This is a genomic window from Rhizobium johnstonii 3841, assembly GCF_000009265.1.
Classification (GTDB): domain Bacteria; phylum Pseudomonadota; class Alphaproteobacteria; order Rhizobiales; family Rhizobiaceae; genus Rhizobium; species Rhizobium acaciae.
Genome location: NC_008378.1, coordinates 616570 through 630376 on the forward strand (window position 1 = coordinate 616570; position 13807 = coordinate 630376).

Consider the following 13807-nt stretch of genomic DNA (forward strand, 5'->3'; position numbering starts at 1 on the left):
TCAGATCTGTGATGCAGTGAACAATCCGGAAAATTCCGGATCGGCATAATATCGCAACTTTGTCGCAACGATCGGCCGCTGGCCGGCGATGAACAGCAGCTCGGTCTCGGCATGCATATTGCGGACTTCGTCGGGCGTCAGCAGCGGGCGGCCGACATGCTGCTCGGCAAAGGAGAGGCCGCTCTTTTCCGAATCGAGTGCACGGGCCGCCGTGTTGAACACCACGGTCTCCTGGCCAAGCAGATCGGAGACCAGACGGGCGCTGTCGTGATCATTGACCCCGAACACTTGCAGCACGCCGGCGTTGGACAGAAACGTGCCGGCGCGCTGGCGATAGGTGGCGCGCAGCTGATGAATGTCCTGGACGATTGGCCAGAGTTGCACACCGTAGCCTGCCATCAATCCCATGGCGCGTTCGATCGGCGCCAGATGACCAAGGGCGGCAAACTCGTCGAGAAGGTAGAGAACAGGCGGCGCGGATGGATGCGGCGAGGGTGCGGTCCGCGCCATCTCGGTCAGGCTCTGGGCCACCAGCAAACGCAGCCAACGCGAATAGGCCGCAAGCCTGTCTGGCGGCAAGACCAGAAACACGGTCGCCTTGTCTGCCTTGAGGTCACCGAACCGAAAATCCGATCGTGACAGCACCTCGGTCATGCGCGGACTGTCGAGGAAATGCGTATGTCGCTGGGCCGCCGACAGCACGCCGCTGGCTTCGCGATCCGACTTGCCGAGATGGCGGTTGGCGGCACGGGCGACCAAGCCGTTCACCGCGTCACTGTCCTGCATTGCGTCCAGCACGGCACGGAACGCTTCTGGCGCCAGCGTCAGCAAATGCCTGAGCGTGGTCAGCGTGCGCCTGTCGTCCGACTGGCTGGCGATCACATGCAGCAGCAATCCCGCGATCAGCGCCTTGGCTTCCTCGTTCCAATGGGCGTCCCCCGAAAGACCGGGTTCGTCGAACACCAGTGCGTCGGCCAAGGTGGAGACGTCTTCGGCGACATCGACGCTGTCTTTATCAACGCCGTCCATCGGATTGAAGGCAGCCGAAGGTCCGCCGGTGACGCCGAACGGATCGAGGATATGAACCGGCCCGAACTTCTCTCGTGCCTCACCGGCGATCTTCGCATTCTCGCCTTTCGGATCGATGCAGATGATCGAGCGATCGGCTGTCAAGAGGTTCGGGATGATGGTGCCGACACCCTTGCCGCTGCGCGTCGGCGCCATGGTGAGCAGATGAGCCGGTCCGCTATAGCGAAGAAGCCGGCCGGAGTTGTTCGCACGGCCGATCAGCAATCCGCCTTCTGCCTTTGTCAGAGGCGCAATCTCTCTTCGGCCGGCAAAGCGCGCCGACCCATGCGTGTCGGCGTCGCTCGCTGTCGCGAAATGCGTGATCAGCGGCTCGGACAAAAACCGGATAAGCAGCACGACGGCAAAAAGCATGAATATCCAATCGCCGATATGCCAGATGACGTCACCTCTGCTGCTGCCAAGGATCACGCGTCTGAGGTAGTCGATCCCGAAGTAGACGGTAACGATGACGATGACATAGCCGACCGCACCCTTCAGGAACGACCTGGCATATCGAAGCGGAAAGCTGATGAACGCGACGATGGCCCAGAGCGGATCGCGGGCCGCCATGTGCATCATGTTTGCGAAGGCAATCTTGATCTGGCTGGCATGGATCATCATACCGCACTCCCACTGCCGATATTGCCGATAGTCGGCTCATTTGCCTGCGGCTTCAGCAGATCGTCGAACAGATCCCGATCGCCATCGCGGGTGAGGAATTTTGGCAGTTCGGATCTGAGCCAGGCTGCCAGTCCTCCGCCGATGTGAACGTCGCGGTCATTCGCAAGCCGATGCAGCACCAGGGCGCCGATCAGCACCTTGCGGCGCGTATCGATGGCGCGCTCCTGCTTGCCGAGACGGATCTGCAATGTCTTGCGCTGCGCCTCCAGCTGGGCGAGCCGTTCGCCGATGGTTTTGCGTGCCATGATGATCTTCTCCCTTGTTCCCATTGAGCCATTGGCCGCGGCAATGAACGGAGGGTGTCTCCGCTGCCGGCGTGCCTCGATCGAGGTTGTCTCGACGAGCGGCCTTTCGAAACCCGCAAATCTGCGCGTGGAAGCAACCGGCTGAACGGCTTACGAGGTCATGGGGAGATTGCCGCGTGCTCCCACCAGTGCCCGAAGGAGCAAAGCGACGAAGGCACAAGGGCGCACTTACGAGTTGCGGGGCAACTCAAAGCGCGGGCCGGCGGCCCGCTAACAAAGGGGACAAGCGATGGCGATCTATCATCTCAGCATGAAGCCGATCGCCCGCAGCGGTGGCCGCAGCGCCGTGGCGTCCGCCGCCTATCGTGCCGCCGAGCGGCTGACGAACGAGCGTGATGGGCTGACCCATGATTTTAGCAACAGGACAGGTGTCGAGCATGCCGAGATCGTCTTGCCGGCTCGCTCTTCTGCCTATTGGGCGATGAAGCGATCCGCCTTGTGGAATGCCGCCGAGCGTGCCGAGAAGCGAAGTGACGCCCGGATTGCCCGCGAATTCGAAATCGCCCTGCCGCACGAACTGACGCCGGATCAACGCCTGGCGCTGACGCGGGCCTTCGCCGCCGATCTCGCCAACCGCTACGGCGCTGCCGTCGACTTCGCGATCCATCGGCCAGGCGAGGCAAGCGATATCAGAAACAGCCACGCGCATCTGATGATGACGACGCGCCAGGTGACGGAAGCCGGTCTTGGCGACAAGACGTTGCTCGAGCGGGAAAACAGGTGGCTTCTCGCCAATCACCTGCCGCCATCGCAACTGCAGCTGAAGGATCTCAGACAGGCCTGGGAGCATCTTGCCAACACGCACCTTGAGAGGGCCGGCCTCGATATCCGTATCGACAACCGTTCGCATCTGGAAGCCGGGATCACGATCGAGCCGACCGAACATGTCGGTGTGCATGCGACTGAGATCAATCGGCAGGGTGGGGCAGTCTCGCGCGTCCGCATCTCACCGCAATCGGCCGAGCGAAATGCCGAGACCATCCGGAGGCGCCCGGATGAAATCCTGAAGCTGATTACCAACGAAAAGAGCGTCTTCAACCGCTATGACATTGCCAGGGCTCTGCATCGATACGTCAATGACGATCCGCAAACCTTCCAGAACGCTTTTGCCGCGGTCATGGCGTCGAAGGCTCTCGTCGAGCTCAGACCCGACAGTTCAAGTCTTCGCGGTCGTGACGGCGAGGCACGCTATTCGACGGTCGAGATGGTGGCGATCGAGGGCGTGATCGCCAGCAATGTCACGGCGATGAAGGCGCGCCAAAACCACGGTGTCTTCAAGCGGCATGTGGATGCCGCGATTGCCGAACAGGACAGATCGATCCAGGCGGGAAATCCTTCACCGGGGCAGGGGCTGTCGGCGGAACAGCGCCAGGCGATCGAGCATGTCACGGGTCCCGGTCAGATCGCTGTCGTGATCGGCTTTGCCGGTGCCGGCAAGAGCACGATGCTGGCGGCTGCCCGGCACGCCTGGGAAGCGCAAGGTTATCGTGTTCATGGCGCGGCATTGGCCGGCAAGGCGGCGGAAGGCCTGGAGCAATCGTCCGGGATCGCGAGCCGCACCTTGGCATCGTGGGAATATAGCTGGCAAGCTGATCGCGGTCGGCTCAATGCTCGGGACGTCTTCGTCATCGATGAGGGCGGCATGGTCGGCAGTCGTCAGCTCGCCCGCTTCGTCGACGAGGTCAAACGGGCCGGCGCCAAGCTCGTCCTGGTCGGAGATCATGAACAGCTTCAGGCGATCGGAGCGGGCGCACCGTTCCGGGCGATCGCCGAAGCCGTCGGCCATGCGCAACTGTCGGAAGTCCGACGTCAAAGAACCGATTGGCAAAAGCAGGCCTCGATTGACTTCGCATCTCACCGGACCGCAGCCGGACTGTCGGCCTACGAGGCACGGGGAAGCGTTCATCTGAAGACGGATCGCGCTGAAACGCTGAAGGCGATCATTGCCGATTACGTCGCTGACCGATCGGCCAATCCCAACGACACGCGCATTGCCATGGCCCATCGACGCGACGACGTCCGCGCCATCAATGCCGGCATTCGCGCTCAGTTGCAGGAGCGCGGTGAGCTGGCAAAGGGTAGCCACCCGCCTGGCGATAAAGGTGAGGAACTGAGCTACCAGACCAACAATGGGAAGCGATCCTTTGCACGTGGCGACCGCATCGTCTTCCTGGAGAACAATCGCGATCTCGCCGTCAAGAATGGCATGCTGGGCGAGGTGATCGCCGTCGCGCCGGACGCAATACAGGTTCGGCTTGACGGCAAGGCGCAGACGCCAGATGGGCAACGCCAGGTGATCATTCCGGTGAATAGTTACCAGGCCTTTGATCACGGCTACGCCACGACGATCCACAAGACGCAAGGCGCTACCGTCGACCGGAGTTTTGTTCTGGCGTCGACGACGATGGACCGGCATCTGACCTACGTCGCGATGACCCGTCATCGCGAGGAGGTGCAGCTCTATGCGGGACTGGATGCGTTCAAGACGCTGCGCTCCCTGACGGAGGCACTCAGCCGCTCAGGCGTGAAGGAGACGACGCTCGACTATACGCATGACTTTGCCAATCGGCGCGGCATGGAGGATCGCCGGGGGCAGGGCGAGAGTGAGGTCGCATCTCAGGGAATCAGCAAAGGGATACAGCACATTCCGGACACGGCGGTTCCCAAGCCACTGCAGGAGCCGCGGCCGCCGACACCGCTCGCAGCCCGCAGCATCGCCGATGGCGGCTCTCCGCACCAAGACCGCAATGACGATGAACGCCGCGTGCTCGTTGCGGCCGTGAAGACCTATGCGATGAGCGTGGAAGCGGTTGGACGGTCAAAGGCGATGCCGGCATTCGACCGAGATTGGGCCGCGGCAAAGCAGCTTGCGCCGCAGGTGTTCAACGACGCGCCAGCGGCAATGGACGTGTTGCGCGGCCGCATCCTCGATGAGAACGCCGATCCGGTCGCGCTCGCCAGTCAACTCAGCACTTTGCCCGAGGCGATCGGTGCGCTGGCCGGCAAGACCGGCCTGTTCGGAGACAACGCCGAACGCAAACACGCGCTTTCAAGGATCGATGCGCTGGCGTCGCATGTCCGCCAATCCGGCAAGACCTGGCAGCGTCGCCTCGCAGCCGAATGCGGCGCGGAGCGCTGGAAGCGGGAAAAGCAGGACGTGGTCGAGGTTCTGGGCCCGAGCCGCCGGAGCGAGGCGCTGCTGCGCCAGCTCGATGATCTGCCCTATGCCGACAAGGCAAAGTTCGTCGAGCAACTGGCGGGGACGCCGGAGGGCCGTCGCGCGCTTGCCGAGGCGAAGGACATCGTTACTGCGATCGAAACGCGCTTCGGTCGCGCCGATCCCTCAGATCTCGCAGAGCAGCTGAAGCGAATGGGGCCGGGTCGGGCTGGGGACATCGAGCGGATCAGCCAGGTTGCTCGCCTTGCCGATCGTAGTCATCGTGCGGAGCTCACCCAGCAGATGGAGTTGAAGCGATCACTGAAGCGCGGCAAGTCCTTGGGGCTTGGGATGTAGACGTCTTGGCTCGCCCAGGGATTTCGAGGAGCTGCCTGTCGTTTTGCGAGCCCTGCCCTTGGGTCTCGCCGCCTTTGGCAAATTCAAAAGTCGCGTATCCGCGCTGGCGAGAGACGCAGTTCCGAAGGCCTGCCGCCCTCGCGGCCGCGCCGGCGCGCGTAACCACGCCGGCATTGACCCGCTCCGTGATCAACGCTCTCTCGTATTCGGCAAGCGAGCCGAACAGGCTGACTAGAAACGCACCATGCTGATTCCTTGTGTCGATCGCCTCCGTCACAAAGCGTAAGGCGACGCAACGTACTTCCAACCCTCAAACGATATGGATCAGGGGAGAGAGCGATCGACCTAACCGCTCGGGTTTCCAGACAACCGACACCTCGCCGTTGCGCAATTCCTTGAGGCAGGTGTTCCAAATCTGTCCGACTAGTAACACAACGTTCGCATCATTCCCTCAAAATTTGGTTTGCTGCGACATCCTTGTCCTTCTAGGGACGTTTTAACAGAAGAAGTAATGTGGGGTGCAGGAGATCTAGTGCTAGATCCGGTATAGGTCGAGCATGCCGAGCATATGATAGAAGTTATCCATATTATGGCGATTTTCTGTACAGCGTTCACTTGACTTCCTCCACATCATTGCTAGGGCTCCGCCCCGGCGTTGTATCCTCGACATTGCCTCCTCAAGCCGATCAGAGGCTGGTTTTTGCCGCGATCGATAATCAAAATATGTCGTAGTGACTACGCAGGTTTGAAGCTTTGGATCAGCTTTTTGTTTTCTGGTGTACCGGCGTTTTGACCTGCTTTGACCAGCCGTCCGTAAACTTTGACTATTCAAAGGAGGACCGCATGCCGCTGAAGATATCTATCGTTTGAAACGGATCTTTCGGTTGCCGCGAAGCCGATATCATCGACGATTGCGGTCTTGTTGTGCGCTTTAACGATAGTCGGTCCGTCGGGAAGGGTGGCTGCGCACCGACGTGATCGCGGTCTGCACGGCCGGCCGGCGCTCTCGATAGTTAGATAGCGCTGGTGGCGCGAAAAGCCAACGGTCGCGTCGGCCTCGGAGCTTTGGTGCATGCGGAACGCAATGAAGTTCACGGAACTCAAGACGAAACTTGATCCGGCGCTGGATGACTTTTCGACGACTATACCGCAGAGTTTGCGATGTTTGCCGCTGAGACCGAAAAGACCGTCAAGCGCATGCCACCACGACCGGATCTCCAGCTTCAGTCAATATCGTCCGAGAGTTCCGTCCTGCCGAGCTCCGGATTGATGGCGATCACTTATGTAATTGAAGAGGTGTCGAAAACCGGGACCAAAATTTCCTGGCAAGCTAGAGATCGACAGCGACAGCTCGTCACCGAATGAAGATGAGATTGCGTACCGGATTGATAAGAACCTGCAAATACTTTCAGAATGGCCCGTTGCGTTGCGACTGTCGGACCAATCGCGGTTACCAAGGAATGGTTGTTCCATCATATGCGAAGAAACCGCCCGTATGGTGTGGTGTCAAATCGTCCAGCATCCGCAATATTCGCTTGGCGGCTTCATCAGGCGCTGAACGCGGGTGGTCCGATGCGAATGGATCGGACAGTTGAGTTATGACGGTCCCGGGATGCACGGTCACAAGCAAGGACAATGGGTTCGCCCGGGCCACTTCTATTGCGGCTGTGTGAACGATCTGGTTGAGCGCAGCCTTCGACGAGCGATATGAAATCCAGCCTCCCAGCGCATTGTCGCCGATCGATCCCACCCGCGCCGATAGGAGGGCGAAAATTACCCGCTTCTTCTTTGCGAGCAGCGGAACGAAGTGCTTGACGACGAGAGCGGGTCCAACGGCGTTGACGGCAAACTGGGCCATCATGGCATTTTGCGAAATCTGGCGTATCGACTTCTCCGGTCCCATGCCGTCAATCGTCAAAGCACCTGTGGCACAGATGATGAGATCAAACTCATTCGACTTGAGCATGTCCGCCGCGCGCTGCACGGAATTCTCGTCCGTAAGGTCGAACCCGTTCTCTTGACGAGAAAGGCGGGCAACCTTCGCGCAGTTGCTGTCCATTTCCAACTGCCTCGAAATCGCATTTCCGATTCCTCCGCTGGCTCCAGTGACCAAGGCAGAATACCCTGCATCTAATGATCGCATCAGCGTTTCGGTCATCCGGGGTTCTCGAGATTGCGATTCATTGTCGTCAGGAGGCCGGTTTCAACCGCGGGCCAGCATTGTGAAACGCGCCTGATCCGATACAGATGCTTCGAACAGTCCGGCGAACGCGGTTGTGAGCGTCTTGGCTCCCTGCTTCCGGATGCCGCGCATTGCCATGCACATGTGCTCCGCCTCGATCATGACGGCGACACCTTTCGGGCGTAAGCTTTCTTCAAGAGCTCTCGCGATCTGAGCAGTCATGGTTTCCTGGGTCTGCAGCCTGCGGGCATAGAGATCGACGAGCCTTGCCATTTTTGAAAGACCGAGCACGCACTGCTCGGGAATGTATGCGATATGAGCAATCCCATGGAACGGCACCATGTGGTGCTCGCAATGGGAATGAAACTCGATGCCTCTGACGAGCACCATCTCGTTGTAGCCACCGACTTCGGAAAAAGTCTTCGAAAGCACATCCTGAGGCTCCGTTGCGTATCCGGAGAAGAGTTCGCGATAAGCCTTTGCCACCCGCTTCGGAGTATCGAGCAGACCTTCGCGTGATGGATCGTCTCCGGCCCAGCGTATTAGCTTACGCACCGCTTCCTCAGCCTGGTGTTGAGTTGGACGTTCCGAGGCAGCCACCGGGCATGCATTGGTGACAATGGCATCCATAAATCTCTCCGGAATTAACAAGCGACTGAGCTTACGTCCCTTGCCGGGTTCCGGATCAAAACTGCCGATCTGCAAAGTAGCGCAACTGTCAGATTGGTTCTGGATACGCTGGTGGTCTGGATTTGGTGAAGAGGTCGTGATTGCGACAGTCGATTTAGTGCGGACCCTGTTGACTTGTTCCGTCACCTGCAACCAGTGCTCAGGCCACCTGTCGGATATCTTTTGGTATGACGTTTCAGCCGTTCAGCCAAAGCAAAGACGCGTTCAGCACGGAAGCAAATCCCACCCATAGCGCATAGGGAAAGAAGCAAAAACGCGCGACCTTATCTCTTGCTATCGCAATAAAATAAAGGATGAGAAGCAGTAGGCAGAGGATGACCGCCAGGCCTAAAGACATTGCATGCGCCCCAAAGAATAGTGGCGTCCACAGCCAGTTCAGTATCATCTGCCCAATCCAGATCTTGATGGCCCGGCCTTTGACGCCCTCGATAAGCCACGTGCGCCAGCCCGCAATTGCAATAAGGATATAGAGTGTGGTCCATGCCGGACCGAAAATCCAATTTGGCGGATTGAAAAACGGCTTGTTCAATGAGGCATACCAGGCCCCTGGTTGAATGGTTAGGCCGATCACCAGCCCGACGCCGATCACGACAAGGAGAAAGAGGCCCAGCATCATTGCGCTGGTTGTGCGGTAGGAGGGCATTGTATCTAATTCTCCTGAAAGTCCATCAGCGCGTCAAGGGATATTGCCAGTCTGTGTTTTCTCTTCACTGCTGTGGAAACTCAAGCTTGCGAACGTCGTAGCCGAGTTCGCGCGCCTTGTTGATCATTCGATGCAGCTTGTTTTTCGAGGGGATGTTCCTGGAGTAAATCCACAGGTTCGTCATCGACGGGTTGGCGCTGATAAACCAGGATTTGTCAGGAGATTTATACAAGACCCAATAGTTGAAAGTGATCAGCCAGGGGTATCGAACCTGCATCTTCGCATTTGTTGTCCCGAAATCCTGGATGGTCCCGGTGCCGCGGACGGTCTTCAGTCGACCTTGGGGCGTGTCGACTCTACAACCGTCTTCGATGAGAATCTCATCTGGCGATTTGCCTTGTCGGTAGCTCGAATAGCCCGCAACGCAGCCGTCGGTCAGGAACATCGGTGTCCGCCCGACCTCCAGCCACGTCCCGCGATAGTGATCCCGTCCCACTTTAATCACGTTGGGTGTGGCGTACGCAGCGGCGGCTTCGCCAAGGATGAAGAGCACCGCCAGCAGAAGCCGGCCCGCACGATTGAGACAATGTTTCATGAATACCTCCCCGGTGTTGGGTGCTCAGGCACCGCTGAATAAAGCCTCGACTGGCGTGAAGTTCCCGCATATCGCAGCGTTACGAAGGCCATCAGACTTGCCACGGCGAACGCGTTCAAGTTGAGGAGTATCGCAAGGTCTGTTTGCGTCCAAACGTGCAGCGGCGCGCCGATAAAACCCCGTGAAAACACGAAGGCGGCAAAAACGAGGACAGCCATTCCACGTTGCCACCACTGTTCGTCTTCTCGAAATGAGACTGCAACGAGCATTAAGCAGGCCGCCAGAAACAACTCAGTACCGGAGTGTTGGCCAAAGAGCTTCGTTTCGAACAGAGTGTCAAACGTACCGACCAGCGGAAGGGCGATCCTTGCAGACAGCGGCGAACGCCGGGCTATAAAGGGGATCGCCAGAAAGAGCGGCGCTGCGGCTAAGGTGCCAAGAGAAGCTGTTACGCCATTGCCTACCAAATACCAAATGTAGAGCGGGTAAAACGGCTTGTTCAGGAGAATGACCCAAGCAACCGTTACGGACGCCGTTGTCAATGGATCAAGCTTGGCATGTGCAACTGCCATCATGGTGTTCGTCCCAGAAGGTAGTGGCCGACACCCCAGATAGCGCCCCTGTCATGGCCGAACATGCCAGCCGTCGAAAGAAAGAACAGTCTCCAACGGCGCTGCCAAAGAGATGCGTCCCGGCCGTAGATCTGCCTTAAGACTGGCCGGATGCGATCGATGTACCGATCGAAATTGGCGAGCCAGTCAAGAGAAGTGCGGCGATAATGCGTGCCCGACCAGCGCCATTCCATTTCCACTTGGAATAGATCGCCGAATCGGTGCGGCAGGTCATGGGCCGGCATGATGCCGCCGGTGAAGAAGTGCTGGGCGATCCAATCGGCAGGGTCGGCGCGGTCGAAACGATAGGATCGGTCTTTGTGCGTGAAGATGTGCAGGAACAGCTTGCCGTCAGGCTGGATCCAGCGGTGCACCCGCTCTAAAAGCGCCCGCCAGTTCGACATATGCTCGAACATCTCCACGGAGACGACGCGGTCATAACGCTGGTCGGTGGCAAAGTGGTTCATGTCGGCGGTGATGACGCTCAGGTTGGTCAATCCGAGTGTTTCGGCGCGGGCAAGGATGTATGCGCGCTGAGAGGCGGAGTTTGATACCGAGGTGACGCGCGAATTCGGGAAATGCGTGGCGAGATAGAGCGACAGCGAGCCCCAGCCGCAGCCCAGCTCAAGAATACTCATGCCATCTTCGATGGCGGCGTGGTTCACGGTCTCGGCAAGAGCAAAGGTTTCGGCCTCGTCAAGCGTCGTGGTATCTGTCGGGTATAGACAGCATGAGTATTTTGTCTGCGCCCCGAGCGCCAGCGCGAAAAAGGCGGCCGGCACCTCATAATGTTGGCGGTTGGCCTGGTCAGTATGCGTGGCGACCGGAAAATGCCCCATCGTGTCGACAAAGACCCTCTCGGCCTCAGCTGACGTCGCCGCCAGTCTGCGCTTGGTGCGGTTGCAGAGGAGCTCGATGCCGGCGAGCGTCATGCTGTCGTTGAGCGGGGCTCGCTCGGCAGTCTTGATAGCGAAAGCCATCACATTCATCGCTCATCTCCTTGTGGGCGCTGTCTTCGAGGTGCTGGGAAAAAGGCGTTGACGCGGCTCTGCAGGGCGCGGAACTTTTCGCCGCGCGAGCGCAGCATGTGCTCTTCGAGCGGGGGGATGCCGGAGACATGAACGAGCAGCCAATACATCAGCAGCGGTGCGAAGATCGACAGCCAGCTCGAGATTGGCGCTGCAATCGCGAAAAGTGGCCAGCAACACCAGAAGAGCCATTCGAAGAAATAGTTGGGGTGGCGCGAATAGCGCCATAGGCCAGCCTCGCAGACCTCTGTCTTCGCCTGCGGTGTTTTCCGGAAGCGCGCCAGCTGCACGTCGGCGATCGCCTCGCCGACCAGCGCAACAGCAGCGATCAAGACAGCGATCCCATCATGCAAACTTGGGAAGGCGATATCATTGTTCGCTGCGAGATAGACGGCCAGCACGAGCACGAATGCCGCTAACGCCTGGATCTGGAGAAAGAGGAATAGCCGCCATGCGGCGCTATCACCCCACTCCGCTATAAGCCTTGCATAGCGGGGATCTTCGCTACCGCCTCTGGTACGTGACCCGATATGGCCGCCGAGCCTCAGTGCCCAGGCGGCGATGATGATCATGAGGGCGATGCGACGATCAACGTCCCCATTCGAAAAAAGCGCCGCGGTCATACCGCCGACGCCTACCGCGGCGGTCCAGATCGTATCGATCCAGCCACTCAAGCCCGTGAAACGCTGAATCGCCCAGGCGATGGCCATCGCAAGCGACAACAAGATTGCAATGAGAACTAGAAGAGACAAATCCATCGTTTTTCCATCGGGTGGATTGCTAACGAGCTTCTCTACGGCCTTGCACACAGATCAGTTTTTCCGCGCGCCTGGAAATTCCTCAAAAAATTGCGCAGCCAGCAAAACTAACCTGAGCTCCTCTTCGTAGAGGCGGTCTGAAAACAACTGCATTGAGAGCCGGCAACGGCTCACACCGAGAGGTTATATGGAATTTGATAATCGGAACGCTGGCGGACGGCGCCGGAATATAGCCGTGGTTGGAACCGGCATTTCAGGCCTTTCGGCAGCTTGGCTTTTGTCTCACCGCCACGATGTTACTGTTTACGAGGCTGCGAACCGGATTGGTGGTCACAGCAATACGGTGGAGTTCGAGAGCGCGAGCGGACCAGTTGCGGTTGATACCGGCTTTGTTGTCTATAACGAGGTCACGTACCCGAATCTGACAGCTTTGTTCCGCTTGCTCGACGTGCCGACGGCTGCGTCCGACATGTCATTTGCCGTTTCGCTGAACGATGGTGCCTTCGAATATTCCGGCGGCACCGGCCTCGGTTTATTTGCTCAAAGATCAAATCTCGTCAGCGCGCGCTTCTGGTCGATGATACGGGATTTACTTCGCTTCTATCGCACCGCACCGCGCGATCTTGCTATGATGGGCAACATGTCGCTTCATGACTACCTATGCCGCAACGGCTATGGTCGACCTTTCCGCGACGACCACCTCTATCCGATGGCCGCCGCAATCTGGTCGACGCCGGCCATGGAGGTGGGCAACTACGCTGCTGCCAGCTTCGTGAAATTCTGTCGCAATCACGGCCTTCTCGAACTCTGGAACCGGCCAATCTGGCGAACGGTCAAGGGTGGCAGCCGTGAATATGTGTCGCGCATTGCCAGCCGTTTCGCCGACCGGATAAGGCTTTCGACCCCGGTGACGGCCATCCGCCGGCTGTCGGGGCGAGTGGAAGTCCGGGATGCCGGGGGTGCAAACCAAGTCTTCGACGACGTCGTGATTGCCACCCACGCGGATCAGGCGCTCCGCCTGCTGACTGATGCAACGGACGACGAACGGCGCATCCTTGGTGCGTTTCAATATTCGCGCAACGAGGCCGTGCTCCACGGCGATGCCAGCCTCATGCCGAGGCGGCGCGGTGCGTGGTCAAGTTGGAATTATATCGCCGACACCGAGGATGCACCCGCACAGCCGTCGATCACCTATTGGATGAACAGGCTGCAGCCACTTGGCGCAGCGCCTCCAATATTTGTGACCCTCAATCCACGTCGCGAGCCGCGCGCTGACAGCGTTATTCTGCGTGAAGTCTACGACCACCCTGTCTTCGACCTTGGAACAGACAGAGCTCAGCACGAAGTCTGGTCGCTGCAGGGGGTAGGCAATACCTGGTTCTGCGGCGCGCATTTCGGGTCAGGGTTTCATGAAGACGGCATTCAAGCCGGGCTCGCGGTCGCTGAAGATCTCGGCGGCCTGCGCCGGCCCTGGCAGGTAGCGCAGGAAAGTGCCCGGATTATTCGCAAGCCGCTGATTAGGCCCATCGATGTTCCGATCGACGGGACAGTGCTCGCATGACACCGGAATTTCGACCAAGTCCCAGTCATCCGGCCTTTATCCGCGCAATCCACGCACGGCACAGGCTAACGCGCATCGTTAAGAGTCATCCATCTTCGGGCGTATCGGCGCCGCCTGTAAAAATTGTTGTTCCCACGTCGGATACAGACCGGATTCCGTCTCAGCTGGAGA

The 13807-nt window shown here is 58.9% G+C and carries 12 protein-coding genes; 2 read left to right on the plus strand and 10 right to left on the minus strand.

What is annotated here, in order from left to right; genetic code table 11:
* Together RL_RS35730 and RL_RS35735 are read right to left on the minus strand one after the other, a co-directional pair.
* Positions 1-1686 (minus strand): type IV secretory system conjugative DNA transfer family protein, encoded by a 1686-nt coding sequence (locus RL_RS35730; RefSeq protein WP_041937055.1) that lies wholly within the window; start codon positions 1684-1686, stop codon positions 1-3.
* A complete protein-coding gene (locus RL_RS35735; RefSeq protein WP_041937056.1) occupies positions 1686-1994 on the minus strand; it encodes a hypothetical protein in 309 nt (102 codons plus the stop codon). The genes RL_RS35730 and RL_RS35735 overlap by 1 nt, the downstream gene beginning before the upstream one ends.
* Positions 1995-2283: 289 nt before the next feature.
* Between RL_RS35735 and traA the strand changes: the two genes are divergently transcribed.
* Positions 2284-5568 carry a Ti-type conjugative transfer relaxase TraA gene (gene traA / locus RL_RS35740; protein ID WP_011649328.1) on the plus strand — a complete coding sequence of 1095 codons (3285 nt, stop codon included), beginning with the start codon at positions 2284-2286 and terminating at the stop codon, positions 5566-5568.
* Here the strand turns inward: traA and RL_RS38840 are convergent.
* The 8 genes from RL_RS38840 to RL_RS35780 all read right to left on the minus strand — a co-directional run bounded on the left by RL_RS38840 (position 5504) and on the right by RL_RS35780 (position 12075).
* Positions 5504-5845, minus strand: coding sequence for a recombinase family protein (locus tag RL_RS38840; RefSeq protein WP_244432425.1), 342 nt, complete (start codon positions 5843-5845; stop codon positions 5504-5506). The two genes, traA and RL_RS38840, sit on opposite strands and share 65 nt — an antisense overlap.
* Positions 5846-7018: 1173 nt before the next feature.
* A complete protein-coding gene (locus RL_RS35750) occupies positions 7019-7726 on the minus strand; it encodes an SDR family NAD(P)-dependent oxidoreductase (RefSeq protein WP_173364466.1) in 708 nt (235 codons plus the stop codon).
* A 45-nt stretch (positions 7727-7771) separates the two neighbouring features.
* On the minus strand, positions 7772-8380 hold the full coding sequence (folE, locus tag RL_RS35755) for a GTP cyclohydrolase I FolE (protein ID WP_011649331.1): 609 nt from the start codon (positions 8378-8380) through the stop codon (positions 7772-7774).
* A 235-nt stretch (positions 8381-8615) separates the two neighbouring features.
* Positions 8616-9083, minus strand: a complete 468-nt coding sequence (locus RL_RS35760) for a TspO/MBR family protein (protein ID WP_011649332.1) — start codon at positions 9081-9083, stop codon at positions 8616-8618.
* Between the two features lie 64 nt (positions 9084-9147).
* The gene (locus tag RL_RS35765) at positions 9148-9528 is read right to left on the minus strand and encodes a lipocalin family protein (protein WP_244432426.1); all 381 of its coding nucleotides are present in this window, start codon (positions 9526-9528) and stop codon (positions 9148-9150) included.
* Between the two features lie 146 nt (positions 9529-9674).
* On the minus strand, positions 9675-10253 hold the full coding sequence (locus RL_RS35770) for a hypothetical protein (RefSeq protein ID WP_011649334.1): 579 nt from the start codon (positions 10251-10253) through the stop codon (positions 9675-9677).
* The gene (locus RL_RS35775) at positions 10250-11278 is read right to left on the minus strand and encodes an SAM-dependent methyltransferase (protein ID WP_011649335.1); all 1029 of its coding nucleotides are present in this window, start codon (positions 11276-11278) and stop codon (positions 10250-10252) included. The genes RL_RS35770 and RL_RS35775 overlap by 4 nt, the downstream gene beginning before the upstream one ends.
* Positions 11275-12075, minus strand: coding sequence for a DUF1295 domain-containing protein (locus tag RL_RS35780; protein WP_028742908.1), 801 nt, complete (start codon positions 12073-12075; stop codon positions 11275-11277). Before RL_RS35780 ends, RL_RS35775 begins: the two co-directional genes overlap by 4 nt.
* 187 nt (positions 12076-12262) lie before the next feature.
* Here RL_RS35780 and RL_RS35785 point away from each other — a divergent pair, with 187 nt between their 5' ends.
* On the plus strand, positions 12263-13636 hold the full coding sequence (locus RL_RS35785; protein WP_011649337.1) for an NAD(P)/FAD-dependent oxidoreductase: 1374 nt from the start codon (positions 12263-12265) through the stop codon (positions 13634-13636).
* Positions 13637-13807: the final 171 nt, after the last annotated feature.

Bases quoted from the DNA above. Each gene is read 5' to 3' on its own strand.
- RL_RS35730 (WP_041937055.1), bottom strand. From the start codon at position 1,686: ATGATCCATGCCAGCCAGATCAAGATTGCCTTCGCAAACATGATGCAC.
- RL_RS35735 (WP_041937056.1), bottom strand. From the start codon at position 1,994: ATGGCACGCAAAACCATCGGCGAACGGCTCGCCCAGCTGGAGGCGCAG.
- traA (WP_011649328.1), top strand. From the start codon at position 2,284: ATGGCGATCTATCATCTCAGCATGAAGCCGATCGCCCGCAGCGGTGGC.
- RL_RS35750 (WP_173364466.1), bottom strand. From the start codon at position 7,726: ATGACCGAAACGCTGATGCGATCATTAGATGCAGGGTATTCTGCCTTG.
- folE (WP_011649331.1), bottom strand. From the start codon at position 8,380: ATGGATGCCATTGTCACCAATGCATGCCCGGTGGCTGCCTCGGAACGT.
- RL_RS35760 (WP_011649332.1), bottom strand. From the start codon at position 9,083: ATGCCCTCCTACCGCACAACCAGCGCAATGATGCTGGGCCTCTTTCTC.
- RL_RS35765 (WP_244432426.1), bottom strand. From the start codon at position 9,528: ATGTTCCTGACCGACGGCTGCGTTGCGGGCTATTCGAGCTACCGACAA.
- RL_RS35770 (WP_011649334.1), bottom strand. From the start codon at position 10,253: ATGATGGCAGTTGCACATGCCAAGCTTGATCCATTGACAACGGCGTCC.
- RL_RS35775 (WP_011649335.1), bottom strand. From the start codon at position 11,278: ATGAATGTGATGGCTTTCGCTATCAAGACTGCCGAGCGAGCCCCGCTC.
- RL_RS35780 (WP_028742908.1), bottom strand. From the start codon at position 12,075: ATGGATTTGTCTCTTCTAGTTCTCATTGCAATCTTGTTGTCGCTTGCG.
- RL_RS35785 (WP_011649337.1), top strand. From the start codon at position 12,263: ATGGAATTTGATAATCGGAACGCTGGCGGACGGCGCCGGAATATAGCC.